Here is a 20,730-nt window from a genome sequence, read left to right as displayed (position 1 = left end):
ACAGCGATGCGCCATGCAGCCTTGATGGCATAACTACGAGGCTGGAAGCGCTTGTAGAGCCGGTACACGTTGATGAAGTCGCGTGCTGCACTCATCACAGCCGCCCGAAGTGAAGAGCGACCAGCGCAACAACGCCGATCAAGATCAGAGTCCAGGTGCAAAGAAGCACCACGACTACAGGAGCAGAGAAAGCGGGGTCTTCGTTGCCGATGGGGCTGTAGATGTCGTTGTTCATGCGGCCTCCCGAGCCGTCTCTGGCATTGCTGCGCTGATCCAGAAGCCTGCTGCGTTGGTGCACATTCCTTTTGCACGCATCTCCTCTTCCGTCAGGCAGCGCCGGTCCTTGCCGTGTTCGCCAGTGCGGTGCTTGTCGAAAGCAAACGACGAGTTGAAATAGGTCTTGCAACCTTGGCACTGGTTGCGGTCGCCGGATAGCTTCATCACTCATCCTTCATCGCCACACGGGCGTCAATTGGTGCTTGCAGAGCGTCATCAGCAACAAGCTGAAGATCACTTTCGGTAGGTCCGTCAGGGTCGTAGCTCATGCCTATGGCTAGAGCGATGGCAGTGAGCCAAATGAGAGGGCGGCTCATGAAAGTCCCTTCCACGGATGGAAGGCAGCGAACGGCGAGCGGTCGGACGGATCAAGCGATGCCTCTCCAAGCCCATGGAATGCATCCGCGTCCGGAAGCTCCAGATCAAGATCGCATGCCACCGTCAGCAAGCCGTCTTTCGATTCCTGCTGTTCAGGAGCGCATTGACCGATGAGGAAATTCACCATGTCGAACAGCTCGCGGTCGCTCATGCCACCAGCGCGGTAGACAGCGCGCATTTCGTCGCGCAGGTAGCGAAGACGCCGTTCGCGGTGTTGGAGATTGGTGAAGGCATTCACGATGCTTCTCCAGTGGCCTTGTCACGCTCAAGCTGCGCGTTCTCATCCGCCTCGCAGCAGCCGCCGTTGTAGTCGGGACTCGTCTCAGTCCACTGCCAGCCGCAATGGCTGCATACGTGCGATTGGTCGCTCTCCACGTAGACATTTGCCACACTGCTCACATGCCGCTTGATGTCCTTGACGATTTCGTCACAGCGCTCCTGCATGTCATGCTCAATACGCTTTTGTGCGTCATGGCCACGACCGTAGAGCAGGCCAAGGCCGATATGCACACTGCCGAGGCTCCCCAAGTCGAGAGGCTCTACGACAACGCGAAAGTTTTCCTTGATGCCAAGTGCCTTCATTTCGTCACCTCCAGAGCAGGCACATTGCCCGCTTGATAAGCAATCAGCAGCGCTCTAAAGCAATGCAGTGAGGCTTCTCCTGAAAGCTCGTTGACAACGAGTACAGGCGCTTCGTCTTGGGAGTCGAAGAGGAACGACATTTCAGTACGCCTCAGCTTCCAAGCGAGTGATGTTTTCGCGATGGCGACGTGTATTCGCCTTCCCGCATTCACGACACATGCGCCACCTCATGTCTGGGCCATAGAAGCGAGTGTTCTCACTGGTGAACTCATGCCCATTAGTGCAATGCGTTGCACGCAGTCGATTCCTGCCCTTTTGGTCGCGGTCAGCGATGTTTTCAATTTGCGACCCAACGAAGAGATGGCTCAAATTGACGCAGGCTGGGTTGTCGCATCTATGCAAGACGCATTCGCCATTCTTCAGAGAGCCATGCGTCTTCTCCCAAATCCATCGAGCGGCTATGTACCGCTTGTTGTTTTCCTGGAAGTACGCTCGGCCTGTTTTGGTATTCAAATGAGTGCGAATCTCGATGCAACCCGCGCTTGTCTTTTCGCACTTCGCCTCGAAGCGTTTGATGGGGGTCATCAGTAGTTCTCCGCTTCAAGTCTGGTAATCCAGAAATGAATTCCAGGAGCGCACTCTTCTTGCCAGTCGTCGCTGAACGAGTCGGGCAGCACGCGCTGACCAACGACGTATTCGGTCTTGCCGTCGTGGTTGCTGATGGCCTTTTCTTTGCCGAAGATTTCCAGCACATCAACGAACTCGGCGCGGCACTTGCGACCGAACGCATGCGAGCGTTTTGCTTCTTCGGGGATGCGAAGCTTCACGATCACGCCGTTCTGGCACTTCTTCCACCCAATGAGCGCGCCTTCAGGAAGGATGCGGGTTTGCGCAATGGCGGCTTCGCCATCCTTGGCACCGCGCAGGTTGGCACCGCTCAGGTTGGCACCGCTCAGGTTGGCACCGCTCAGGTTGGCACCGCTCAGGTTGGCACCGCTCAGGTTGGCACCGCGCAGGTAGGCACCGCTCAGGTTGGCATCGCTCAGGTTGGCATCGCTCAGGTTGGCACCGCGCAGGTAGGCACCGCTCAGGTTGGCACCGCGCAGGTAGGCACCGCTCAGGTTGGCATCGCTCAGGTTGGCACGAGCCGTCGTCGCCTTCTCCAGCGCATGGCGCATGTAGAGGCCAGATTCCAAGCCTTCAGGCGCATCGCACTCAAAGAGCACGGTGTCGCTGTTGTAGCGAGAAACGATCTTGATCTTGGCGGCGGTGCTCATGCTTGCACCTCACGAACCACATACCGCACAGCGCCGTATGCCAGGTCAAGGCGGTTGCGCTTGGCACGATCTGCCTGCTTGCTCATGGGCTTGCCCACGGGCTGCTTCGTCTGGATGTCGATTACTTGGAACATTCACTACTCCTGTTGGTGGGCGAGTGAGTGAAGTCTAAACAGGTTAGACGTTAAGGTCAAATGAATTTAGACATGAGCCCGAGTATTTTTGTAAGGATGAACCCTTAGGCCGAAAAAAAGCCGCCTCGGTGGGCGGCTCGTTGGGGTGTGGTCTGGTTATTTGGAGGCGTCTCGCCGCAGTGACTCCACTTGCTTCTCAAGCTCGGCAGCCGGCTTTCCTTTGATGGATTGAACGACGTAGGTCGTGGCCCATACGATCTCTATCTGTCTGTTGCGGTAGTCCCCGTAAAAGCCGTCTAGACCGTCGGCAATCTGGGAGATGGCTACCCCTTTGTATTGGTCCATGAGGACGCGGTCGATCTTGTCTGTGATCTTCTTGTAGCACTCATAGGACGCCTTGGTATCGTCGCAGAGATACAGGGGCGCCACCGTGGAAACCAGGGACGCCCCTTGTAGAAACCCATTCACCCAAGACAGCTTTGCTGTGGAGTCCATGGACTGCCAAAGCTCGCCGCTGAAGTTTTTGGCATGCGCGGGCGTCGGTTGTGCCGCAAGTACGCAAACGAGCGTCGCCGCAGCAAGGAGGGCTACTCGCACTTGAAAAGCACCTCAGCTTCAGGCCATCCGCCCATGGGCTTCGCCTGAGTCTCTTTCACATCGATCACGCGGGCAGTCTTCGGCGCACAGCTCTCGTTCGCCTCTGCCACAGCCCGAGTCTTCAGGGTGGAGGTGGGAACCATGAAGCTCCCGCCCTGATGCGTGACCTTCCTCAGGCCATCGGTCAGGGGGATAACGCCTGTTGTGGGGACGGCGCAGCCAGTCAGTATGGATGCGGCAAGAAAGAACGGTAGCTTCATATTTCCCTCAGATGTCCAGGCTCCTGCCTGTTTTATCGATATAGACGCTCAACTGGTACATGCACTTGGTGGCTGGCACGAAAGCGCGCTCGGGGGCGTCGATGTAGTCGCCCGCCAGGCCGTATGAATATTTCAGATCTGCGCCTTCTGCAAGATACAGAAGGCTCACCAGCTCTCCCTTCCTCGCCTGCAGCAGCAGCCCCTCCAGTTCGTCAACGAGAGCCCTTTTTCGGCGGTTTATCGGCAAGCTTAGTAACAGACCCATTTCGCTTTTCCCTCTGAATAGGAGGGCGGACGGTTCCGCCGCCCCGGAAACCCTTTCCTGCGGTCATCTCAGTATCAGTGTGTACGGAACTACTACTTTCCGTATTTTCCCTTGGTTTTTCACTTGAACTGAGGGCTTCCCCTGTTGAGGTCTTGGGAATGCGAGTGATAGCCATAAACTTTTCGGCCTGAGCGTCGGACGCGCTTTCTTGGATGTAGGCCTTCCAGATCGCATTTAGGGTGCGCTTCTGCTGCTCGTCCATCCCGTCGAACGCCTCTGCGAACTTCACCCCCTCGGCGCTCAATGAGTCCTCCCATAACAGGCTGTCGGCACTCACGCCGTAGAGCTTGGCCAGGTCGCGCAGCGTCAGCGCGTCAGGAATACCTCGGCCCGTCTCCCACGCGGAAACAGTCGCTTTGTTGAGAGAGAAGCGGGTCGCTATGTCCTGCTGAGTGAACCCCTTGTTCTGCCGAGCAGAAGCAAGGCGCATCCCCAGCCCACGGCGCGCGGGGTCAATTTCAGATTTATCAGCCATGAAATCAGGGTAGACCCCGACCCTGAAGGCGGGTCTATTTAGGTTTGACACGTCTGTCTAATGTGTTTAGACTGGGCGTCATGAAGCAAATCGCCGCCAACCGCAAGGTGCTCGAACTCGCAGGCAACAACCATGCAGAGGTCGCCCGCATCCTTGGGTATGAAGATCGCCGCAACGTGTGGCCGTGGACGAAGCTCCTGAAGCCGTTCCCGCCGTACCACTGCCGGACGCTCGAAGACCATTTCCACGGGGCCGTCTCGCGCCAGCAACTGCGCCCAGACGACTGGCAAAAGCACTGGCCCGATCTTGTCGAGCGGGCCGCCCCCAAGCGCCGCACCCGCTCCGAAGCAAAGGAAGGGGTGTAGGCCATGACGGACAAGAAGCAAGACAAGCCCGTTTGTGAAGAGTGCGATCTTGAGATGCACCAATTCGCAACCGAAGAGGGCGACTACTTCGTGTCGGGATGGGGTTGCGATGGCTGTGGCTGGTCTTTCGACGAATACCGCGAACGCACCACTGCTTTGAGCGAGTGAGCTATGAACCACTTCATCGCGCTCATGTTCCTGATCGTCGGCGTCTCGCTCATCTCGCACGGACTTGGCGAGCTTGGCGCGACCTTCGCCATTGGCCTGATTGCTACGTGCATCGGCCTGTACGGCTTCTCCACTGAGGACTGAGCCGTGATGTACCTCGAAGCCGCTCTCATGCTCATTGGAGCTATTGCGCTTGCTGGTGGCGCCCTTGCTGCACTGAGCAGCGAAGAGCCCGGCGAGGCCGAGTAGGGCGGCTGTATGCGCACTCACCCACGTGTTTTTTCTGACGTGCCCACCACTCGCGCTGCTTGTCAGCGGGGTGCCTCCCAAGGCATCAGCAAAGGTGGCCGGGTACGTCAGAAAGGGCATGTTTTTCGGATTCGACATGCACTTAGTTTTGTCCCGTGCCAACGGGTCATTCAACAGGTAATCCGTTTTGATTTTTCTATTGAGGCACCAATGGAACAGCTGCAACTGAAGGGCCTGCTTTGCAGGCTAGACGCCCCGAGCGTCGTGGACCCGCGACTTGTCACGGCATGCAAGACCTACCGCGAGGCCGTGCGCCTGTGTTGGGACTTGCGCCGCGCGCGGAACATGACAAAGGCGGCTCTGGCATGCGAAGCCGGACTCTACGCCCCACACGTCACGACCTACCTGGAGCCGAGCAAGCGCGAGCGCGACTTGCCGGGCTGGGCCATTCGTGGCTTCGAGTGGGTTTGCGGCAACACAGCCATTTCTCAATGGATCGCCAACAACGCCAAGCTGACGCCGCTCGAAGAGATGCAGGCGCTCAAGTCTTTCGCTTAGATCACACGCGGTGCGTGAGAGGACCCTTCATGCTCAACCAAGACCTTCTGACGCCTGACATGGTGGCAGCAATGGACGAGACGGCTGACTTCATGCACCAGCAGCCTCCCTTCGTCTTCCCGCCCTCGGGCATCAAGCACGAGCGTGCCCCCAAGGTTGTCCGCCTCAAGGGCCTGCAGCCAATCGTCCGCCACGGTATCCCGGTCACGGGCCGCGAGCAGGGCCAGGCTGATGCGCATCGTCGTGACGCCATCAAGCGGGGTGGGATCTGAACTTCTACCCGCATCACATCGGGGACTACCTCACTGCTACGGCGCATCTGTCGTGGCAGGAGGACTGCGCTTATCGCCGTCTGCTGGATGTGTACTACAGCCGAGAGCAAGCGCTCCCCTGTGAGATCGCTCAGGCCTGCCGCTTGGTGCGCGCCACGGCTAAGGATGAACGCAAGGCAGTCGAAACCGTGCTCACCGAGTTCTTCACGCTGACGGATGCAGGCTGGACACATGCACGTTGTGAGGCTGAGATCGTGAAAGCCAATGAGGCTTCGGAGCGCGCAAGGGTCAATGGCAAGAAGGGTGGAAGGCCCCCAAAGCAGAAACCCAGAAATAACCCAGAAGAAACCCACTCGGTTATTTCTGGGAACCCACAGAAAAGCAACTCACAAGCTCCCAATCCCAATCCCATTACCAATCCCATTAATTCCGTTCCTATCGGAACGGACGGCGAGGCCGTCAAGTCGCCCGCCGAAATGACCAAGGCAGAGCTTTGGAGCACGGGCAAGTCGTTGCTTGCCGAGCAGGGGATGCCGAAAGCGCAGTGCGGCTCGTTCGTCGGGAAGCTGGTCGGCGACTACGGCGACGCCATCGTTATCGAGGCGGTGCGCACAACCTGCGTAGCCCAGCCTGCCGACGCCGCGCAATACCTCAAGGCCACGTGCCTGCACCTCGCCGGCAAGCGCCAGCCTGTGAACAAGCAGGAGGCGCTGGAGCAGCGTGGTCAATCCGTCGTTGATGAATGGGCAAATCAAGGAGTGATCGATGCAGCAGCATGAACGGGCCGCATTCGGCCAATTGGTCAAGGACGTGATGGCGTACTACCGCCAAGACACCAGCAAATTTTTGTTGGATACATGGTGGGGCGCTTGCGAGAACTTCGACATGGAGCAAGTCCGGAAGGCCATGCAGAGCCATGCGACTGATGCCGAGCATGGACGTTTCGCTCCGAAGGTCGCCGATGTTGTGCGGATCCTGCAGGGCACGCACACCGACCGCGCGCAGCTCGCATGGGGTAAGGCCCTGGAAGCGATGAGCAGCGTTGGTGCTTACACCGATGTGATCTTCGATGACCCGGCCATCCATGCAGCGATTGAAGACCTTGGCGGCTGGCCGAAGGTATGCCGCACAGAAACCAAGGAACTGAGCTACCTGCAACATCGCTTCTGCGAGTCGCACAAGGCCTACACCGGGCGCGGCCAGTTCGACTATCCGCGTCGGCTGTCGGGCGACCGCTCGCCAGATCATGAATACGAGCGCAAGGGTTTGAAGCTGCCTCGCCCTGCCGTTGTCGGCGACCCTGAGCGCTGCAAGCTGGTTTATCGCGGCGGCAATGCTGCTGGCAAGACGGCCATTGGCTTCGCGTCCTTCGCCGAACTGGCCTCCACCAGCGTCATGCGCCGCATTGAAACGGTAGGTGAAGCATGAGCGAATTCAGCGCCGAATGCCAAGCGGCAAACCGCATCGCCGCACAACTCCGAGGCCTGCCGACGCCACAGCATCAAGCCAGGGTCAAGGTCAAGGTCGCTTTAGGGCCGAAGGTCAGGAAGCCCCGGGCGCACGCAACAGGCATCCCGGGCAAGGGGGCCTACCTAAAGCTGGCGAAGCAGGCGCTCATGGCCGAGGTGCTGGCCTATTGCCACGAGTTCTTTGCGGAGAACGACCAGTTGCCCCCTCAAGCCTGCATCGCACAGCGATTCAAGGTGACGGAGCAGACCGGCCACGACTACCTGCATCGGCTGGCTAAGGACGGGCACATCGAGCGCAATGCGGTGGGCAAGTGGCGGTTCGCCAACCGGCCGAGGCCATCAACAGGAGAACAGAGATGACCAGAAAGAAGACTCACGCGCTCGCGCCGGATGGATGGATCTCAGTGGAATCAGTGCATCGACTGCGTTCGGGCGGCAATGACAGCAAAGGCACCGTGCCCATCCATGCGAAGCCCTCAGCGACATCGCGCATTCCCGTCTATTTCGGGCCGATTGAATCCGGCCGCCAACGCAAGGAGAACTGAAATGATCGCCCTTGAAATCGTCCGCATCCCCACCGGCATGTTCTTCACCGAATATGACCGCTCGGGAAAGCTAGTAAAGAAGGAATGGTTCGCAGTGAAGTGGCGGGAGCTTGGTCCTGCTGCTTCGATGGCTGATGCAAAGCAGCGGTATGGCGGCTCGCCTGTGTTGGCCGACATGAAGGAGGCCGTATGAACTGCAAGCCGGGTGATTTGGCGGTATTCGTCCGTAGCTTTATCGGGAATGAGGGAAAGATCGTGAGAGTTTTGCACGTCTTGGATGGCTATAACCGCCACGGCTATGGCAAAGGTGAAGTCGTATGGGCAACTGATCGACCTGTCCTGGACTCCTGGGGCGAATTGCATTGCACTGCCATCGATAGCTGTCTTCGCCCCATCCGCGACCCCGGAGAAGACGTCCAAGACGAAACGCTGCAATGGCTCCCGGTGCCCACCCAGCACAAGGAGGTTGCATGACTGAATACGTCATTCGCGCCGTGACCAACGACGCCCAGCGCGCCGCCAAGCTTGGTCAGACCATCCTCGATGCATGCCCTTACCCATGGTTCACCGAAGAGGGGAAGCTGTGGCGCAAGGTTTACCGCTCTATCGTTGGGGAGGATGCATCGTGAGCCACACCATGATGCTTCTCAAGCTGATGTCTGACGATGGCCTCTACACCGCCCGCCAGATGGGGCAGAGGCTGGGCCTGACAGAGCTTCAGGTCTATCGCGCCATGGCAGTTCTGCGCAAGCACAAGTCCATGCGTGCTGATGACCAGCCGTACCGCATCACTGAGGCGGGAAAAGAGTGGCTGGAACAGCGCGAGGCCATTGCCCAGCGTGTCGCGATGAACAAGCAGAAGAAGACCAAGGTGGTGACGGTGGACGCGAGTCTCCCGGTCTACCACGACGACGAGCCGGAGCCGCCATTCGAGCACCGCATTGTGGCTGCGCCAGCAGTTGCAGACGAGGTGGTGTCGGCAGCTCTTCAAAGCAGACATTCGCTGCATGCTGTGTGGGGTGCCAAATGAAATACCTCATCGCTCTGTTGCTAGCCTGCTGCCTTGGCACATTGCTTGCCAACACTTTCACCTTGGGCGCTCAAGGGGTGAAGGTGGAGAAGGCGTCTTGCAAGGTCGGGAGGGCATTTCTATGAGCGACAAGCACACCTACCGCCTCACACACGAGGAAGCCCGCCGCCGTGCCCATGCTGGCGTCGAGAACGCACCAGACGGCTACATCGTCACTGTGCAGGAGCCAACCCGCACGCTTGAGCAGAACGCCGCTCAATGGCCGATCCTGCAGGCCTTCGCCGACCAAGTGCAATGGCCTGTGAACGGAAAGATGGTCTGGCTCACGGATGAGGAATGGAAAGACATCCTCACTGCCGCATTCCAGGGCGAAACCGTGCGGCTCGCTCAGGGCCTGAATGGCGGCGTCGTGATGCTCGGGCTCAAGACCAGCAAGTTTGGCAAGAACCAGTTCAGCGACTGGCTGGAATTTCTGCATGCGACCGCTGCTGCGCGGGATGTGGACTTGCACTATATGGAGGTTGCATGAACGAGCGGTACGCAATCGAACACATCACTGATCTTATGAAGTTCAGCGAGGAGGAGTTCTATCGATTCATTCCTGATCTGATCGCATGGTGGTCAATCAGCAAGATCGCACAGGACGCAGGGGCAGAGATTACGGGGATGACTTGGGTCGATGACCACCGCTACGGCCAAGTTAATCAGATTGATGTGACGATCAAAGAAACCGGCGAGAAGCAGGTTTGGACAGGCCCCGCATTTCAGCCGCAATGACCCTCTCCCGCCTCCCAACCCGCTGCCGTCACTGCAAAGAGCGCTTCACCGCTGAAGAGCGGGGAATGCGCATCCATGCTCACTGCATTGACGCCTTTCTCGCAGCCCTTAAAGCTAAGAAAGAAAGAGTGCAAGAGCGGGAACGCAAGGCTAAGCAGAGAGTCGAAAGAGCTCTGGACCGGAAGACCAGAGAGAAGCTGAAGCCGAGGGCGAAATGGCTTGCTGAATGCCAAGTGATCGTGAACAGGATTGTGCGGCTCACAGCGTTGTCTCGCGAAGAGGGTTGTTATACCTGCGGAGCCACGCCAGCGCAGAAGTTCGGCGGCACCTACGATGCCGGCCATTTTCGCTCGGTGGGTAGTGCGCCTCACCTTCGTTTCTGGATGCCGCAGATCAAGCTGCAATGCATCGTCTGCAACCGGCACAAGGGAGGCATGGCACTGGCATTCAGGCAAGCCCTCGTCAGGGACCACGGGAATGAATGGGTCGAGCATCTGGAGGCAATGCACCATGTTGCCAAGTTCGACATTGAGTACCTCGTGCGCTTCAAGGCCGTCATGGGCAAGAGGCTGCGAAGACTGGAGAAACAGAATGGACGCTGAAGTTATTAAAGCGATTGGTTTCTTTGTGGTCCTACCAGTGTGCGGCGCCATCGTTTTCGTCGCGCTCATGTGGGCGGCTGTGAAGGTGAACGCCGAATGAACCAAGAATCACAAGTTTTGCCGAACGAATGGAGGCCAGGATGGGAGGTTTTGGCTGAAACACCCTGCGGACAAGACATCAAGGCGATGACGATGTTTCAGGGGAATTTGTATGTCGCCACTGCGAACCGCGTCTACCGACTCGAAGGCAAAACGCTGCAGCCGGTTGAGCTTCCTGTAATCGACCCAGACCTTTTGGACACGAGCAAGGAGGCGGTATGAACGGATCATGGGATTTCAACGAAGCCATCGCCCGATCTGTTGCGCAAGAGGCGGGTCTGCCAGATGAGTTGGTGGCGGAAGTGCCTGAAATTCTTATGGCCATCTGCAATGCGTTGCTGCGGGAACGTCGCGCGTGCCATGACATCGCTGAAGGTTGGTCAGACTGGGGGACTGGTGTTGAGGGCGTGATGGCAGGCATAGAAAAGCGCGGACTGGGAGAAGAAGGGCGACCATGCTGATGAAGACCAAGATCGAGCCAATCGACTTCCACCTGGTGGACCCAAAGCACCACGCCATCCACAAGAGGCTGGAGAACTGGGCGCGCTACGTCTCAGTTCGTCGCCCGTCATGGGTGGGTCCGATCTGGAAGATGGGGAAGTCCCACGGTCGCCAGTGGCACGCGCCTGAACTGAGCGACCCGCTGGACTCGCTGGACGGGAGCGTCATGGAGAAGGCCGTCCGAGAGCTTCCAGACAAGAATCGCGATGCTATCCGCTGGAGCTACGTCAGGACGAAGACGCCCCCAGCAGTAGCAGCACGGGAACTGGGCGTGACCTACGAAGTTCTGGCCGCACTTGTCCATGGAGGCAGGACGATGCTGGTAAACCGAAGAAAGTAGTTGCACACGAAAGAAACATCGTGTAGGATCGCGCGCAATCGACCGCGCAGACGCATGAATCGAACTTTCCGTGAGGATGGTGTGGCGTCGGCGGAAGGTAAATGTGTCGCTAGCTCAACGGATAGAGCGCCGAGCTTCTACCTCGGTTATGAGGGTTCGATTCCTTCGCGACGCTCCATGACGCATGCGGATTGCCGGAAGACCCAACACCTTGGCTGCGTACCAACGTAGCCTCTGGTTCGGGAGACGGTAAGCAGTCCGCAGCCGTGATGGTGAAGTAGCGCCGGCGCTGGCATTGAAAGCGGGCCTCTCGTACAGAGGTAGCGCACAAGTAAGTAAATCCAGTGGCTGCCGCCCGCATCGCCATCAACCCACAAGCCACCCAGTAGCAATACTCGGTGGCTTTTTCGTTCGCCGGGCAGATCAACGACCACCATCGGCTTTATTAGCTTCAGTCTGACCCGGCACCTATTCAGTGAATGCGCAGGCTGATGCGCGGCTAAAGCGAAGTGGGCTCTGAGTGACCCTGTAGTCTCAGACTCTATAAGCGGATGGCATATCAGGAAAGCCGGAGATCAGCGCCGGCCACTGATTCATCACAGGCAAACGCAGTTGCCACATTGCCCGCAGTCGAGAGGCTAGCGGGCTTTTTTATTTCAGGAACCACCATGGCGCTTACACAGAAGCAAGAAGCGTTCTGTCTCGCGTACATGGAGACGGGGAACGCCAGTGAGGCCTATCGACGCTGCTACAGCGCTGGGCGGATGAAGCCCGAGTCCGTGAATCGGGAGGCGAAAGCACTCACAGACAACCCCAAGATCGCCTCAAGGCTTGCGGAACTTCGGGCGCCAGTCGTGGAGGCCTCGCAGATGACGCTTGAGAGCCATCTGCAGCGCCTGGCGGACCTGAGTGGTAAAGCGGAGAAGGCTGAGAAATACGCCGCTGCTGTGGCCGCTGAGATCGCTCGCGGCAAGGCGAGCGGGTTGTATGTCGAGAAGACGGAGATCACTGGCGCGAACGGCGGTCCTGTGGATATGAACTGGACCGTCGAGTTCATCAAGCCGGCTCGATGAGACTGGAAATCCCCGAGAAGCTCGGCTTCTTGCTGACAGAGCGGAAGCGCTACAAGGGGGCAAAGGGTGGGCGGGGTAGTGCAAAGTCATGGAGCTTTGCCCGTGCGCTGCTGGTGCTTGGCACGACCAGGCGGCTGCGCATCCTGTGCACGCGGGAAGTTCAGAAGTCGATCAAGCAGTCTGTTCACAAGCTGCTGAAGGACCAGATCGAGGCGCTGGGGCTGACTTCGTTCTATCGGGTTCTGGAGAACGAGCTTCGAGGCGCCAACGGCACGGAGTTCTCATTCTCTGGCTTGTCTGACCAGACGGTGGACTCGATCAAGTCATTCGAGGGATGCGACATCGTTTGGGTGGAAGAGGCCCAGTCGGTCAGTAAGCGGTCATGGTCGGTGCTGATTCCGACGATCCGCAAGGATGGTTCTGAGATCTGGCTGTCGTTCAACCCTGAGCTGGAGACTGACGAGACATACGACAGGTTCATCACGAACAAGCCCGAAGACGCGCTGATCGTTGACATGAACTACACGGACAACCCGTGGTTCCCCGAGGTGCTGGAGAAGGAGCGGCTGCACGCCAAGGCGACGCTACCTAAGTCCGAGTACGAGAACATCTGGGAAGGTAAGTGCAAGCCTGCTGTTGCAGGGGCCATTTACTACGATGAGATTGCTGTCGCAGAGGAAGAGGGGCGGATTTGCAACGTTCCGCATGACCCGAAACTGAAGGTTCAGGTGATCTTCGACTTGGGCTGGAACGATGCGATGTCGATCAGCTTGGTGCAGAAGAGCGTTTCGGCGCTGGCGGTGATCGAGAACATCGAGGACAGCCACAAGACGCTGGCCCACTACTCGGCGCTGCTCAAAGAGAAGAAATACAACTGGGGCAAGGTCTATCTGCCCCACGACGGCAGGCACAAGGACTACCGCACTGGCAAGAGTGCGGAGGACATCATGAAGGCGCTGGGCTGGGATGTGGAGATCACCCCGAACATCAGCGTAGAGGACGGCATCAGGCTCACGCGGATGACCTTCCCGCGCCTGTACATGGACAAGACGAATGCGGCAAGGCTGGTGCAGTGCGCCAAGCGCTATCGCCGCAGCATCAACCAACAGACGAACGAGCCAGGCGCTCCGCTCCATGACGAGTGGAGCCACGGCGCGGACAACCTTCGCTACATCGCGGTAAACGCGGAGAGCATGACCAACGAAGACTGGGGCAAGTTGCCTCCGCTTCCTCAGGCACAACCGGACGAATCAGGGATTTACTTCTAACCTATGGCCGACACGCTCCAAGAAACCACTTCGCTAGGCTTGCTGCTCGAACAGCGCCTTGTCGATTGGGAAAATGCGCGCAAGCCGCAGGAACTGAAGCTTCTTGAGTGCTACCAGGACGTGCTGCGCATCCCTCGCGAGGACGACACCAGCGGCACTGGTGCTGCCCGCTCGCGCAAGGCCAAGGGGTTGTTCATCGGCTCCACCCGCAACAAGGTGCGTGCGGCCCGGGCAAAGATCACCGATGCGCTGTTTGGCAGTGGTCAGATGCCGTTCGACACGACCCCAACGAACGAGAAACTTGCGCCCTTTGCTGACGTGATGGAGGACATCATCACCGAGCAGATGGAGCGCGGCCACATGAAGGAGCTTCTGAAGACTGGCGTGAACACGCTGGCTACTTACGGCACTGGCTTCGTGTTCGGCCCGTTCGTGCGCAAGGAAGTCATCACCGAGACGATGGCGACGGATGAGGGCCTGACCGAAGAGAAGTTCGAGTTTGACCTTCCTTACTTCGAGCTCGGCAACACGCTTGACGTGTACCCAGACCCGGAAGCGCGTGAGGTTGCAAGCGGCCTTGGCGTTTTCTGGGTCACGATGGAGAGCCCGACGACAGTAGCCGCATGGAAGAGCGATAAGAGCTACAAGAACGTCGAGATGGCGATGATCGGCCCGGGCGACCGTGGCAACGAGACTGGTTCGGAGCGGGCATCGCAGATGCGCGGCAACGTTCAGTACTGGTTCAAGAACGACCGCATCAAGGTTGCGCGCTTCTTCGGCAAGGTGCCTGCCTCGACTTTTGACGCGTGGTCGAAGAGCGTTCAAACAAGTGAATCGTCCATGCTGGCCGCAGATGCTGAAGAGCGCCAGATGGGCGACATGGTGGACGCGATCATCATCATGGCTGGTGGCGTCGTTGTGAAGGCGGTGGAGAACCCCTACAGCGGCAAGAGCCCGGCGCATCGCTGCCTGTATGAGGCTGTCGAGCATGAAATGTGGGGTGTGGGTGTCGCTGAGAACAATGCGCCGCATCAGAAGGTCACGAATGCAGCCTTCCGCCTGTTCATGGAAGGCAAGGGCATGGCTCTGCTTGGGACGGCTGCAGTGGACCGCTCTGCGTTCATGCCGGCTGAGGACTTCCGTAAGTACCCGGGCAAGGTCTACCAGTTCAAGCCGGGCCTGTCGCCTGAGCAGAGGCAAGCGGCGATCCAGTTCCAGGTTGAGCCCGACATCACTGGCGGATGGATTGACGTGATCCGCATGTCTGAGCAGTTCTCGGATGACGACACCGGCATCACCAAGTACACGCAGGGCGACGACTCGCGCAACCTGAACAAGACCGCTTCCGGCATCTCAATGATCATGTCGGCGAGCTCGCTGCCGATGAAAGAGGTGATCCAGAACATCGATTCGATGTGGATTGAGCCCATCGTTGAGTGCTACATCGACTGGAACCTCAAGTATCTGACGCCCGAGACGGTGCAGAAGATCCACGGCGATGAAGCGGCTCAGTTGTGGGCACAGATCAAGGAGTTCGGCAAGTCGTCGTTCATGGACTGGCAAGCCACCGGCACGGCCTCGTTCATGCAGAAGGAAGTGCTGACGAACAAGATTCGCGCGTTCTCGGAGTTCGCGCTTGGCAACCCCGTCACCGCGCCGCTGATCGACGCCAAGGAGCTGCTTCGTCAGACCTGGGAAGTGATGGAGATCGGCAAGGAGTCGCCCATCCTTGAGGATAAGGAAGGCGAGGGCGACATCCCCCCGCAGATGAAGCAGCGAATGATGCAGGTCGCCGAGCAGATGGAGCAGATGGGACAAGAGCTCCAGAAGACCCAGCAAGACCTGCAGAAGGCGCAGCAGAAGTCCGAGGATGAGTCGTTCAAGCGCATGAAGGCCGAGATCGACGCGGACAAGGCCAATGCACTGCTCGCCATCGAGAAGGCCAAGGACAGCGCTTTGGCTGCTGCGCCAGGCATGGACCCGAGTGCGATCACCGACATGGTGAATCAGGCCGTTGCGATGGCTCTGGCACACATGATGGAGCAACAAACACCACCTCCTGAGCCGCCGCCCGAAGAGCTCGCGCCGCCTGAGCAGATGCCGCCAGATCCTGGCATGCCTCCGCAAGAAGAGATTGCCCCGAATGAACCGCCTCCTGAAGGCGGTTTTTCTTTGGGCGAACCGCCTGTTGAGCCGCAATGAGCGCGGTACGGATTTCCTACATCACCGACTGGCTGGAGCGCACGAAGACCGCATGGCCGTTCGTGGTGGCCGAGATCGACGCAAAGGTCAGCGAGCTCACCGTGCAGCTCATCAACAAAGACGACGAACAGACGCGTGGCCGTATCAAGGCGCTGCGCGACATGAAGGAATTGCCCGAAACGCTCCTGTCGGAGCTTGAAGGCATGCGCGCCCCACTATCCGAAGAGGACGGGGCAGGTTGACGGAAGACGGACTACCCGCAAGGGCCCGAAGGAGCAAATTCGATGCAAGTGAATGACGAGCAATACCAGAAGGAGTACGACGAGGCAGCAGCAAAGCTCGAAGCGGATGCGCAAGCAACTACCGCACGAGGCGCTGACGGCAAGTTCACGAAGGTAGAGGCGCCTGAGAAGGTTGTCGAGCCCGAGAAGAAGCCGGTGGCTGAAGAGCCCAAGACCGAAGAGCCGGACCCAATCAAGGTTCTCGAAGAGCGCGTAGCAAAAGCCGAAAAGATCGCCAAGGACAACCAAGCCTGGGCGACCAAACTGGCTCAAGAGCGCGCGCAAGAACGTCGAGGGCGAGAAGCAGCAGAGCGCGAGGCAAACAAGCCAGCTATTTTGGATGCGAATCCGGAATTGGCAGATGCGATCCGCTTCGTTGCGAAAGATCCGACTCCGCGACATCAGGAAGAGCAGAAGGCGCAGGAATGGCAGGCAGCCATTGAGAAGGTCCACCCGGGCATTTTCGATGTGTCGATCGATCCTGAGCTTGAAAAGGCAATCAAGGCGCGTTTCGACGCTCTTGGCCCTGAGGTCAATGACCCGCTGGTAGCGATTCGTGAAATCACTGCAGAAAAACTGGCTTTCACAGAGCAACAGGTTGGCAAGCGATTCGCTGCCGAAGTTGCGAAGCAAGCCAAGGTGTCCGCTATGGCTGTTCCAGGCGCTGGCGCTGGTGGAGGCTCCGCGAGAGTCGCCCCGGACGATCAACTGGCAATGGCCGAGCGGATGAAAAACATGTCCGACGCTGATTTTGCCCGCGAGGTGAAGCGCGTCAAAGGGTACTAAGCCCTAGAGAAAGATCAACATGACCAATGTGACCACCCTGAGCCAAGTCGCCCCAGGCAATCAGGCTTTCTACGACCGCAACCTTCTGCGCCGCGCCCAGCCGAACGACATTCACGGTCGATTCGGCCAGAAGCGTCCGCTCCCGACCCGAAGCGGTGAGCAAGTCAAGTTCCGCCGCTACTCGCAGCTCGCAGCCGCGACGACCGCGCTTGTCGAGGGTGTGACGCCCTCCGGCTCGCAGCTTTCCACGACCGACATCCTGGCAACGCCTCTCCAGTACGGCGATTTCGTCACAATGTCGGACAAGGTGAGCCTGCTGAACCAAGACCCGGTGATCACCGAGGCGACCGACATCCTCGGCGACCAGGCCGGCACGACCATCGACCTCATCCGCCGTGATGTGCTCGTGGCCGGTACGAACGTGGCCTACGCTTCCGCCGTCGCCAACCGCCTCGCGCTGGTGAACAAGGTCACTGCCGACGACCTCAACAAGGTGATCCGGTTCCTCAAGAACCAGAACGCCAAGTGGATGAAGGAAGGCGTCGACGCCTCCGACAAGGTTGGCACTGGTTCGGTCCGCAAGTCGTTCATCGCACTGGTGCACCCGGACGTTGAGCACGATTTGGAGTCCATCACGGGCTACAAATCGACCTCGGACTACGGCTCGCAAGAAGGGATCATCGAAGACGAGATCGGCTCGTACAAGAACCTGCGTTTCGTCTCTTCGACCAACTGCAAGATCTGGGTGAACGCCACGACCGCGACGACCGCAGGCTACAAGGCAACTGGCGGCGGCTCGAACGACGTGTACGCCACGCTCTTCATCGCAGCCGATGCCTACGGCAATGTGCCGCTCGCCGGTCACGCCATGGAAACCATCGTGAAGCCTCTCGGTTCTGCCGGCGCAGCCGATCCGCTGAACCAGCGCGCCACCGTGGGCTGGAAGGCCATGACGACCACCGTCGTTCTGAACCAGGCATGGCTTCTGCGCCTGGAAAGTTTGGCTTCCGCCTAACCCAACAGCGCCCACCTAACCCGTGGGCGCACTTCATTGAAAGACCATCATGGCACTCACCACCAACACCCAAGCCAATAGCGGCGGCATCGTCAACCATGCCACCGGCTACGTCGTCTCCGACGCTGGTGCTGCTGCGGCTGCGACTTTCACCGTGGGCTTCACGCCTCGTGTGGTTCGCTTCCACAACGTCACCGACCGCATCAGTGACGAGTGGCTGACGGGCATGGCCTCGGCCAGCTCGATCCACACCGTCGCTGCCGGCACGAGAACGCTGGAAACCACCAACGGCATCGCCGTGTCGGGTAGCACCTTCACGGTGACTGCAACCACGATGGTTGCTTCCAAGACCTTCGTGTGGGAAGCCCTCGGCTAAGCCGACGATCCATTAACCCCCAAGGCCCGGCTAACCACCGGGCCTTTTTCTTTGGAGAAACGAAATGCCCCGTGGTATCCCGAACAGCAGCGAAGCCCCGCAAATCTCCGGGCAGCAACCCGCACTCAAGAAGCACCGAATCACATTCCACGGCCAAGGTGCGCCCGTGGAGATCGGCCACAACTACAAGATCAACGCATACCCGCGCAATATCCCGACCACCATCGATGAGAACTTTCTCGATGCGCTTCGTCATGCCGTGACCCACACGCGCGTCCAGGATGAAGAAGGCAACTGGTCGGATGTTTCGATCCCGACCTATCAGTACACCCTAGAGGCAGCCTGAGGCCATAGGTCATGCAGAAGTACCAGAACAATATTGCGGCACGCAACGGCGATGCGGTGGTTGGCATCAAGGTGCTGGTCAAGCTCGCGGGGACTGCTACTCCTGCAACGATCTACTCGGACGACGGCGTCACAGTCACGCCGAATCCGCTGACGACGAACGCAAACGGCTATTTCGAGTTTTACGTAGCCAATGGCTTGTACGACATCGCTGTGAGTGGTGTGAACACGTACACGGATGTCCTGATCGCAGATGCTCTAGGCATCGATGCTGATGCGCTGAAGAAAGCCGAAGCTGCTGCCACTGACGGCGCCACCAAGGTCGGCACCCCCGAGGGCACGGTACAGGATGCGCTGGATGGGCGGCCTACGAAGGCACAGCTTCCCACCAACGTGCTCGACTACCCGACGGTGCAGGACGCGGTGACCGCAGCAGCAGGGAAGTCTCTGCTTGCGCCGCCCGGCGACTACGAAATCAACGCCGACTTGACTGGACTGGAGAACGTCCGCGAGTTCATCAATCAGGGTGCGCGCTTCCCCAACTACTCCGTGAAGGAGATGTACCCGGACAGCGTGTTCACGAGGGCCATCAGCAAGCTCTCGTCTCTCTTTCCGCAGCGGCTCTCGACGGCGGGAAATTACCCGACTGTGGTGGTAACTGGCGACAGCCTGAGCTACAACCATCAGGACTTCGACGCCACGGGGCGGGCTAACGCGACGGACTGCTACCCCGGGTTGAACTCGTGGTCGTTCGTTCTGCGTGATGCGCTGATCCGTAACGACCCGTTCTTCATGCATGGTGACGAGGTGGTGTTCCAGATGGGGACAGGAACGGTTGGCCCTGTCGCTCTGTACGGGAATGGTGCCGCGCAGTTCCTGATGCCTTTCAATGGCCGGGTCAACATGATCCGCGCTACAGCACAGGCACAGGAAGCGAACTTCTACTACAAGCACTCCGGGCCGCAGAACAAGATTTACCTGTGGTTCCTGAAGAACCCGTTGGACACGGGGTGCTCATTCAACGTGCAGGTCAATGGCGTGAACCAGGTTGTTGCATGGAACACCGGGGGGACCACGGTGGCGAGCCCGTATCAAGGTCGGGAACTGCATTTCGTTGAAGTCCCGAACTTCTCAAACAACGGGTTGCCTCAAAAAATCACGCTCACCCAATGGATCGGCACAGCGTCGGTTCCACACGCGACTAATCGCGAAGTGGTCTTCTGCGGAATCTCATCGACGCTGAGCAACGTCAAGTTGACAGGCAAGGGGTCTACCTCTTCGAAATGGCTGGTTGACAACCTATCTACTGCGCTGACCTCCTTCGCCCCCGATCTGGCCATCGTGATCATCGGCGCGAACGACGGATGGGCTGGCGCTATCAGTGGTCCGCAGACGGTTTCCCAATACGGTGCCAACCTGGAAACCATTTATGACGGACTTCTGGCAGCGAAGGAAAGCGCGCAGATGCTGCTTATATCGCCCCCACAGACTACAGGCGCGGTGATCTCAGTGGCGCTGATGAAGCGCTACATCAACAAGGCGCGCGAGATCGCAGCAAGGCGCGGCTTCGCGTTCGTTGATCTCGAAGACTTCTTCGCGAGCACGCCGGCCTCCGTCTATCGCTTCGACAGCATCCACTTCTCCAAGCAGGGGAACACGATGCTGGCGCAAAAGGTTGCCTCGCTGGTGCTGCCGAAGGCCGACATCAAGCCGGGCTATCTCGATTGCACGAACTCGATGGGCGCGTACCGGTTCACATCGCCAACGCCACCAGCAGCGCGCATCTACACGGTTTGGAGCGGGTCCGCATTCTCCTTCCTGCGACTGATGGGAGATCCAAACTTCCTACCCGTCGTGTCTATCGAGAAGTTCAACGATTACACGATCAAGGTGAATCTTGCCGTTTCCCAGACGCTGCTTTCTCGGCTGAGCGTCTCTCAGTTTGACGCCAACGGACTGCAGCAGATAACAGTCAGTCCGCAGGACTACTACGACGGCTACGTGTACTTCCAATTGCGCAAGCAAGACGGCTCGCAGTTGGTGCTTGCCGACTGGACCACCTATGCGTCTTCGCTGAAGTTTGTCGTAGAAGCATCGTGACCATG

General features: G+C 58.7%; 40 protein-coding genes and 1 tRNA gene. 29 read left to right on the top strand and 12 right to left on the bottom strand.

Annotated elements, in window-relative coordinates; genetic code table 11:
• Positions 1–94: 94 nt before the first annotated feature.
• The 12 genes from AC1RLW_RS08495 to AC1RLW_RS08440 all read right to left on the bottom strand — a co-directional run bounded on the left by AC1RLW_RS08495 (position 95) and on the right by AC1RLW_RS08440 (position 4,304).
• Complete coding sequence (locus AC1RLW_RS08495; protein ID WP_493192767.1) at positions 95–235, bottom strand: hypothetical protein; 141 nt, start codon at positions 233–235, stop codon at positions 95–97.
• Positions 232–441, bottom strand: coding sequence for a hypothetical protein (locus AC1RLW_RS08490; protein WP_493192766.1), 210 nt, complete (start codon positions 439–441; stop codon positions 232–234). The genes AC1RLW_RS08495 and AC1RLW_RS08490 overlap by 4 nt, the downstream gene beginning before the upstream one ends.
• Complete coding sequence (locus tag AC1RLW_RS08485; RefSeq protein ID WP_493192765.1) at positions 441–593, bottom strand: hypothetical protein; 153 nt, start codon at positions 591–593, stop codon at positions 441–443. The genes AC1RLW_RS08490 and AC1RLW_RS08485 overlap by 1 nt, the downstream gene beginning before the upstream one ends.
• A complete protein-coding gene (locus AC1RLW_RS08480; RefSeq protein ID WP_493192764.1) occupies positions 590–892 on the bottom strand; it encodes a hypothetical protein in 303 nt (100 codons plus the stop codon). Before AC1RLW_RS08480 ends, AC1RLW_RS08485 begins: the two co-directional genes overlap by 4 nt.
• Positions 889–1,236 (bottom strand): hypothetical protein, encoded by a 348-nt coding sequence (locus AC1RLW_RS08475; protein WP_493192763.1) that lies wholly within the window; start codon positions 1,234–1,236, stop codon positions 889–891. The genes AC1RLW_RS08480 and AC1RLW_RS08475 overlap by 4 nt, the downstream gene beginning before the upstream one ends.
• Positions 1,233–1,376, bottom strand: a complete 144-nt coding sequence (locus tag AC1RLW_RS08470; RefSeq protein ID WP_493192762.1) for a hypothetical protein — start codon at positions 1,374–1,376, stop codon at positions 1,233–1,235. Before AC1RLW_RS08470 ends, AC1RLW_RS08475 begins: the two co-directional genes overlap by 4 nt.
• A 1-nt stretch (position 1,377) precedes the next feature.
• Complete coding sequence (locus AC1RLW_RS08465; RefSeq protein ID WP_493192761.1) at positions 1,378–1,821, bottom strand: HNH endonuclease; 444 nt, start codon at positions 1,819–1,821, stop codon at positions 1,378–1,380.
• Positions 1,821–2,513, bottom strand: coding sequence for a pentapeptide repeat-containing protein (locus AC1RLW_RS08460; RefSeq protein ID WP_493192760.1), 693 nt, complete (start codon positions 2,511–2,513; stop codon positions 1,821–1,823). Before AC1RLW_RS08460 ends, AC1RLW_RS08465 begins: the two co-directional genes overlap by 1 nt.
• Positions 2,510–2,647 carry a hypothetical protein gene (locus tag AC1RLW_RS08455; RefSeq protein WP_493192759.1) on the bottom strand — a complete coding sequence of 46 codons (138 nt, stop codon included), beginning with the start codon at positions 2,645–2,647 and terminating at the stop codon, positions 2,510–2,512. Before AC1RLW_RS08455 ends, AC1RLW_RS08460 begins: the two co-directional genes overlap by 4 nt.
• Positions 2,648–2,803: 156 nt before the next feature.
• Positions 2,804–3,244, bottom strand: coding sequence for a hypothetical protein (locus AC1RLW_RS08450; protein ID WP_493192758.1), 441 nt, complete (start codon positions 3,242–3,244; stop codon positions 2,804–2,806).
• 267 nt (positions 3,245–3,511) lie between these two features.
• Positions 3,512–3,673: a hypothetical protein gene (locus AC1RLW_RS08445; RefSeq protein ID WP_493192757.1), complete on the bottom strand. Its 162-nt coding sequence runs from the start codon at positions 3,671–3,673 to the stop codon at positions 3,512–3,514.
• Positions 3,674–3,716: 43 nt separating this feature from the next.
• Positions 3,717–4,304: a helix-turn-helix domain-containing protein gene (locus tag AC1RLW_RS08440; protein WP_493192756.1), complete on the bottom strand. Its 588-nt coding sequence runs from the start codon at positions 4,302–4,304 to the stop codon at positions 3,717–3,719.
• Between the two features lie 80 nt (positions 4,305–4,384).
• Between AC1RLW_RS08440 and AC1RLW_RS08435 the strand changes: the two genes are divergently transcribed.
• From AC1RLW_RS08435 to AC1RLW_RS08295, 29 genes are all read left to right on the top strand, one after another.
• A complete protein-coding gene (locus tag AC1RLW_RS08435; RefSeq protein ID WP_493192755.1) occupies positions 4,385–4,669 on the top strand; it encodes a YdaS family helix-turn-helix protein in 285 nt (94 codons plus the stop codon).
• A 3-nt stretch (positions 4,670–4,672) separates the two neighbouring features.
• Positions 4,673–4,837 carry a hypothetical protein gene (locus AC1RLW_RS08430; RefSeq protein ID WP_493192754.1) on the top strand — a complete coding sequence of 55 codons (165 nt, stop codon included), beginning with the start codon at positions 4,673–4,675 and terminating at the stop codon, positions 4,835–4,837.
• Positions 4,838–4,840: 3 nt separating this feature from the next.
• Complete coding sequence (locus tag AC1RLW_RS08425; RefSeq protein ID WP_493192753.1) at positions 4,841–4,981, top strand: hypothetical protein; 141 nt, start codon at positions 4,841–4,843, stop codon at positions 4,979–4,981.
• A 315-nt stretch (positions 4,982–5,296) separates the two neighbouring features.
• Positions 5,297–5,644 (top strand): hypothetical protein, encoded by a 348-nt coding sequence (locus AC1RLW_RS08420; RefSeq protein WP_493192752.1) that lies wholly within the window; start codon positions 5,297–5,299, stop codon positions 5,642–5,644.
• A 29-nt stretch (positions 5,645–5,673) separates the two neighbouring features.
• Positions 5,674–5,916 (top strand): hypothetical protein, encoded by a 243-nt coding sequence (locus AC1RLW_RS08415; RefSeq protein WP_493192751.1) that lies wholly within the window; start codon positions 5,674–5,676, stop codon positions 5,914–5,916.
• Positions 5,913–6,695, top strand: coding sequence for a YdaU family protein (locus tag AC1RLW_RS08410; RefSeq protein WP_493193067.1), 783 nt, complete (start codon positions 5,913–5,915; stop codon positions 6,693–6,695). The genes AC1RLW_RS08415 and AC1RLW_RS08410 overlap by 4 nt, the downstream gene beginning before the upstream one ends.
• Entirely contained in the window at positions 6,682–7,344 is a 663-nt protein-coding gene (locus AC1RLW_RS08405; RefSeq protein ID WP_493192750.1) for a DUF6475 domain-containing protein, read from the top strand. The genes AC1RLW_RS08410 and AC1RLW_RS08405 overlap by 14 nt, the downstream gene beginning before the upstream one ends.
• Positions 7,341–7,745, top strand: a complete 405-nt coding sequence (locus AC1RLW_RS08400; protein ID WP_493192749.1) for a hypothetical protein — start codon at positions 7,341–7,343, stop codon at positions 7,743–7,745. The genes AC1RLW_RS08405 and AC1RLW_RS08400 overlap by 4 nt, the downstream gene beginning before the upstream one ends.
• A complete protein-coding gene (locus AC1RLW_RS08395) occupies positions 7,742–7,930 on the top strand; it encodes a hypothetical protein (RefSeq protein WP_493192748.1) in 189 nt (62 codons plus the stop codon). Before AC1RLW_RS08400 ends, AC1RLW_RS08395 begins: the two co-directional genes overlap by 4 nt.
• Before the next feature lies 1 nt (position 7,931).
• Positions 7,932–8,123, top strand: a complete 192-nt coding sequence (locus AC1RLW_RS08390) for a hypothetical protein (protein ID WP_493192747.1) — start codon at positions 7,932–7,934, stop codon at positions 8,121–8,123.
• Positions 8,120–8,404, top strand: a complete 285-nt coding sequence (locus tag AC1RLW_RS08385) for a hypothetical protein (protein WP_493192746.1) — start codon at positions 8,120–8,122, stop codon at positions 8,402–8,404. The genes AC1RLW_RS08390 and AC1RLW_RS08385 overlap by 4 nt, the downstream gene beginning before the upstream one ends.
• Positions 8,401–8,559 (top strand): hypothetical protein, encoded by a 159-nt coding sequence (locus tag AC1RLW_RS08380; RefSeq protein WP_493192745.1) that lies wholly within the window; start codon positions 8,401–8,403, stop codon positions 8,557–8,559. The genes AC1RLW_RS08385 and AC1RLW_RS08380 overlap by 4 nt, the downstream gene beginning before the upstream one ends.
• Positions 8,556–8,960: a hypothetical protein gene (locus AC1RLW_RS08375; protein ID WP_493192744.1), complete on the top strand. Its 405-nt coding sequence runs from the start codon at positions 8,556–8,558 to the stop codon at positions 8,958–8,960. The genes AC1RLW_RS08380 and AC1RLW_RS08375 overlap by 4 nt, the downstream gene beginning before the upstream one ends.
• Positions 8,961–9,081: 121 nt before the next feature.
• Positions 9,082–9,489, top strand: a complete 408-nt coding sequence (locus tag AC1RLW_RS08370; RefSeq protein ID WP_493192743.1) for a recombination protein NinB — start codon at positions 9,082–9,084, stop codon at positions 9,487–9,489.
• Positions 9,486–9,737, top strand: a complete 252-nt coding sequence (locus AC1RLW_RS08365; protein WP_493192742.1) for a hypothetical protein — start codon at positions 9,486–9,488, stop codon at positions 9,735–9,737. Before AC1RLW_RS08370 ends, AC1RLW_RS08365 begins: the two co-directional genes overlap by 4 nt.
• Positions 9,734–10,339 carry a recombination protein NinG gene (locus AC1RLW_RS08360; RefSeq protein WP_493192741.1) on the top strand — a complete coding sequence of 202 codons (606 nt, stop codon included), beginning with the start codon at positions 9,734–9,736 and terminating at the stop codon, positions 10,337–10,339. The genes AC1RLW_RS08365 and AC1RLW_RS08360 overlap by 4 nt, the downstream gene beginning before the upstream one ends.
• Before the next feature lie 96 nt (positions 10,340–10,435).
• Complete coding sequence (locus AC1RLW_RS08355; RefSeq protein WP_493192740.1) at positions 10,436–10,660, top strand: hypothetical protein; 225 nt, start codon at positions 10,436–10,438, stop codon at positions 10,658–10,660.
• On the top strand, positions 10,657–10,899 hold the full coding sequence (locus AC1RLW_RS08350; RefSeq protein WP_493192739.1) for a hypothetical protein: 243 nt from the start codon (positions 10,657–10,659) through the stop codon (positions 10,897–10,899). The genes AC1RLW_RS08355 and AC1RLW_RS08350 overlap by 4 nt, the downstream gene beginning before the upstream one ends.
• Complete coding sequence (locus AC1RLW_RS08345; protein ID WP_493192738.1) at positions 10,893–11,279, top strand: hypothetical protein; 387 nt, start codon at positions 10,893–10,895, stop codon at positions 11,277–11,279. Before AC1RLW_RS08350 ends, AC1RLW_RS08345 begins: the two co-directional genes overlap by 7 nt.
• Before the next feature lie 103 nt (positions 11,280–11,382).
• A tRNA-Arg gene (locus AC1RLW_RS08340) sits at positions 11,383–11,457 on the top strand.
• A 490-nt stretch (positions 11,458–11,947) separates the two neighbouring features.
• The gene (locus AC1RLW_RS08335; protein ID WP_493192737.1) at positions 11,948–12,352 is read left to right on the top strand and encodes a terminase small subunit; all 405 of its coding nucleotides are present in this window, start codon (positions 11,948–11,950) and stop codon (positions 12,350–12,352) included.
• A complete protein-coding gene (locus tag AC1RLW_RS08330; protein WP_493192736.1) occupies positions 12,349–13,620 on the top strand; it encodes a PBSX family phage terminase large subunit in 1,272 nt (423 codons plus the stop codon). The genes AC1RLW_RS08335 and AC1RLW_RS08330 overlap by 4 nt, the downstream gene beginning before the upstream one ends.
• A 3-nt stretch (positions 13,621–13,623) precedes the next feature.
• Positions 13,624–15,822: a portal protein gene (locus AC1RLW_RS08325; protein ID WP_493192735.1), complete on the top strand. Its 2,199-nt coding sequence runs from the start codon at positions 13,624–13,626 to the stop codon at positions 15,820–15,822.
• Positions 15,819–16,064, top strand: coding sequence for a hypothetical protein (locus AC1RLW_RS08320; RefSeq protein ID WP_493192734.1), 246 nt, complete (start codon positions 15,819–15,821; stop codon positions 16,062–16,064). Before AC1RLW_RS08325 ends, AC1RLW_RS08320 begins: the two co-directional genes overlap by 4 nt.
• 42 nt (positions 16,065–16,106) lie before the next feature.
• Positions 16,107–16,889: a hypothetical protein gene (locus tag AC1RLW_RS08315; RefSeq protein WP_493192733.1), complete on the top strand. Its 783-nt coding sequence runs from the start codon at positions 16,107–16,109 to the stop codon at positions 16,887–16,889.
• A gap of 19 nt (positions 16,890–16,908) precedes the next feature.
• Entirely contained in the window at positions 16,909–17,904 is a 996-nt protein-coding gene (locus tag AC1RLW_RS08310; RefSeq protein ID WP_493192732.1) for a N4-gp56 family major capsid protein, read from the top strand.
• Positions 17,905–17,953: 49 nt separating this feature from the next.
• Positions 17,954–18,280 carry a hypothetical protein gene (locus tag AC1RLW_RS08305; protein WP_354342591.1) on the top strand — a complete coding sequence of 109 codons (327 nt, stop codon included), beginning with the start codon at positions 17,954–17,956 and terminating at the stop codon, positions 18,278–18,280.
• Between the two features lie 64 nt (positions 18,281–18,344).
• Complete coding sequence (locus AC1RLW_RS08300) at positions 18,345–18,626, top strand: hypothetical protein (RefSeq protein WP_493192731.1); 282 nt, start codon at positions 18,345–18,347, stop codon at positions 18,624–18,626.
• 11 nt (positions 18,627–18,637) lie between these two features.
• A complete protein-coding gene (locus AC1RLW_RS08295; protein WP_493192730.1) occupies positions 18,638–20,725 on the top strand; it encodes an SGNH/GDSL hydrolase family protein in 2,088 nt (695 codons plus the stop codon).
• Positions 20,726–20,730 lie beyond the last annotated feature (5 nt).

The organism is Variovorax sp. GW822-FHT04A09 (genome assembly GCF_058801005.1).
The sequence above is the reverse complement of the archived record's forward strand: the minus strand, read 5'-3'. Positions and strand labels throughout refer to the sequence as shown.

Excerpts from the sequence above, each read along its gene's own strand:
- AC1RLW_RS08495 (WP_493192767.1), bottom strand. The coding sequence starts at position 235 with ATGAACAACGACATCTACAGCCCCATCGGCAACGAAGACCCCGCTTTC.
- AC1RLW_RS08490 (WP_493192766.1), bottom strand. The coding sequence starts at position 441 with ATGAAGCTATCCGGCGACCGCAACCAGTGCCAAGGTTGCAAGACCTAT.
- AC1RLW_RS08485 (WP_493192765.1), bottom strand. The coding sequence starts at position 593 with ATGAGCCGCCCTCTCATTTGGCTCACTGCCATCGCTCTAGCCATAGGC.
- AC1RLW_RS08475 (WP_493192763.1), bottom strand. The coding sequence starts at position 1,236 with ATGAAGGCACTTGGCATCAAGGAAAACTTTCGCGTTGTCGTAGAGCCT.
- AC1RLW_RS08470 (WP_493192762.1), bottom strand. The coding sequence starts at position 1,376 with ATGTCGTTCCTCTTCGACTCCCAAGACGAAGCGCCTGTACTCGTTGTC.
- AC1RLW_RS08465 (WP_493192761.1), bottom strand. The coding sequence starts at position 1,821 with ATGACCCCCATCAAACGCTTCGAGGCGAAGTGCGAAAAGACAAGCGCG.
- AC1RLW_RS08460 (WP_493192760.1), bottom strand. The coding sequence starts at position 2,513 with ATGAGCACCGCCGCCAAGATCAAGATCGTTTCTCGCTACAACAGCGAC.
- AC1RLW_RS08455 (WP_493192759.1), bottom strand. The coding sequence starts at position 2,647 with ATGTTCCAAGTAATCGACATCCAGACGAAGCAGCCCGTGGGCAAGCCC.
- AC1RLW_RS08440 (WP_493192756.1), bottom strand. The coding sequence starts at position 4,304 with ATGGCTGATAAATCTGAAATTGACCCCGCGCGCCGTGGGCTGGGGATG.
- AC1RLW_RS08435 (WP_493192755.1), top strand. The coding sequence starts at position 4,385 with ATGAAGCAAATCGCCGCCAACCGCAAGGTGCTCGAACTCGCAGGCAAC.
- AC1RLW_RS08430 (WP_493192754.1), top strand. The coding sequence starts at position 4,673 with ATGACGGACAAGAAGCAAGACAAGCCCGTTTGTGAAGAGTGCGATCTT.
- AC1RLW_RS08425 (WP_493192753.1), top strand. The coding sequence starts at position 4,841 with ATGAACCACTTCATCGCGCTCATGTTCCTGATCGTCGGCGTCTCGCTC.
- AC1RLW_RS08420 (WP_493192752.1), top strand. The coding sequence starts at position 5,297 with ATGGAACAGCTGCAACTGAAGGGCCTGCTTTGCAGGCTAGACGCCCCG.
- AC1RLW_RS08415 (WP_493192751.1), top strand. The coding sequence starts at position 5,674 with ATGCTCAACCAAGACCTTCTGACGCCTGACATGGTGGCAGCAATGGAC.
- AC1RLW_RS08405 (WP_493192750.1), top strand. The coding sequence starts at position 6,682 with ATGCAGCAGCATGAACGGGCCGCATTCGGCCAATTGGTCAAGGACGTG.
- AC1RLW_RS08400 (WP_493192749.1), top strand. The coding sequence starts at position 7,341 with ATGAGCGAATTCAGCGCCGAATGCCAAGCGGCAAACCGCATCGCCGCA.
- AC1RLW_RS08395 (WP_493192748.1), top strand. The coding sequence starts at position 7,742 with ATGACCAGAAAGAAGACTCACGCGCTCGCGCCGGATGGATGGATCTCA.
- AC1RLW_RS08390 (WP_493192747.1), top strand. The coding sequence starts at position 7,932 with ATGATCGCCCTTGAAATCGTCCGCATCCCCACCGGCATGTTCTTCACC.
- AC1RLW_RS08385 (WP_493192746.1), top strand. The coding sequence starts at position 8,120 with ATGAACTGCAAGCCGGGTGATTTGGCGGTATTCGTCCGTAGCTTTATC.
- AC1RLW_RS08380 (WP_493192745.1), top strand. The coding sequence starts at position 8,401 with ATGACTGAATACGTCATTCGCGCCGTGACCAACGACGCCCAGCGCGCC.
- AC1RLW_RS08370 (WP_493192743.1), top strand. The coding sequence starts at position 9,082 with ATGAGCGACAAGCACACCTACCGCCTCACACACGAGGAAGCCCGCCGC.
- AC1RLW_RS08365 (WP_493192742.1), top strand. The coding sequence starts at position 9,486 with ATGAACGAGCGGTACGCAATCGAACACATCACTGATCTTATGAAGTTC.
- AC1RLW_RS08360 (WP_493192741.1), top strand. The coding sequence starts at position 9,734 with ATGACCCTCTCCCGCCTCCCAACCCGCTGCCGTCACTGCAAAGAGCGC.
- AC1RLW_RS08355 (WP_493192740.1), top strand. The coding sequence starts at position 10,436 with ATGAACCAAGAATCACAAGTTTTGCCGAACGAATGGAGGCCAGGATGG.
- AC1RLW_RS08350 (WP_493192739.1), top strand. The coding sequence starts at position 10,657 with ATGAACGGATCATGGGATTTCAACGAAGCCATCGCCCGATCTGTTGCG.
- AC1RLW_RS08345 (WP_493192738.1), top strand. The coding sequence starts at position 10,893 with ATGCTGATGAAGACCAAGATCGAGCCAATCGACTTCCACCTGGTGGAC.
- AC1RLW_RS08335 (WP_493192737.1), top strand. The coding sequence starts at position 11,948 with ATGGCGCTTACACAGAAGCAAGAAGCGTTCTGTCTCGCGTACATGGAG.
- AC1RLW_RS08330 (WP_493192736.1), top strand. The coding sequence starts at position 12,349 with ATGAGACTGGAAATCCCCGAGAAGCTCGGCTTCTTGCTGACAGAGCGG.
- AC1RLW_RS08325 (WP_493192735.1), top strand. The coding sequence starts at position 13,624 with ATGGCCGACACGCTCCAAGAAACCACTTCGCTAGGCTTGCTGCTCGAA.
- AC1RLW_RS08320 (WP_493192734.1), top strand. The coding sequence starts at position 15,819 with ATGAGCGCGGTACGGATTTCCTACATCACCGACTGGCTGGAGCGCACG.
- AC1RLW_RS08315 (WP_493192733.1), top strand. The coding sequence starts at position 16,107 with ATGCAAGTGAATGACGAGCAATACCAGAAGGAGTACGACGAGGCAGCA.
- AC1RLW_RS08310 (WP_493192732.1), top strand. The coding sequence starts at position 16,909 with ATGACCAATGTGACCACCCTGAGCCAAGTCGCCCCAGGCAATCAGGCT.
- AC1RLW_RS08305 (WP_354342591.1), top strand. The coding sequence starts at position 17,954 with ATGGCACTCACCACCAACACCCAAGCCAATAGCGGCGGCATCGTCAAC.
- AC1RLW_RS08300 (WP_493192731.1), top strand. The coding sequence starts at position 18,345 with ATGCCCCGTGGTATCCCGAACAGCAGCGAAGCCCCGCAAATCTCCGGG.
- AC1RLW_RS08295 (WP_493192730.1), top strand. The coding sequence starts at position 18,638 with ATGCAGAAGTACCAGAACAATATTGCGGCACGCAACGGCGATGCGGTG.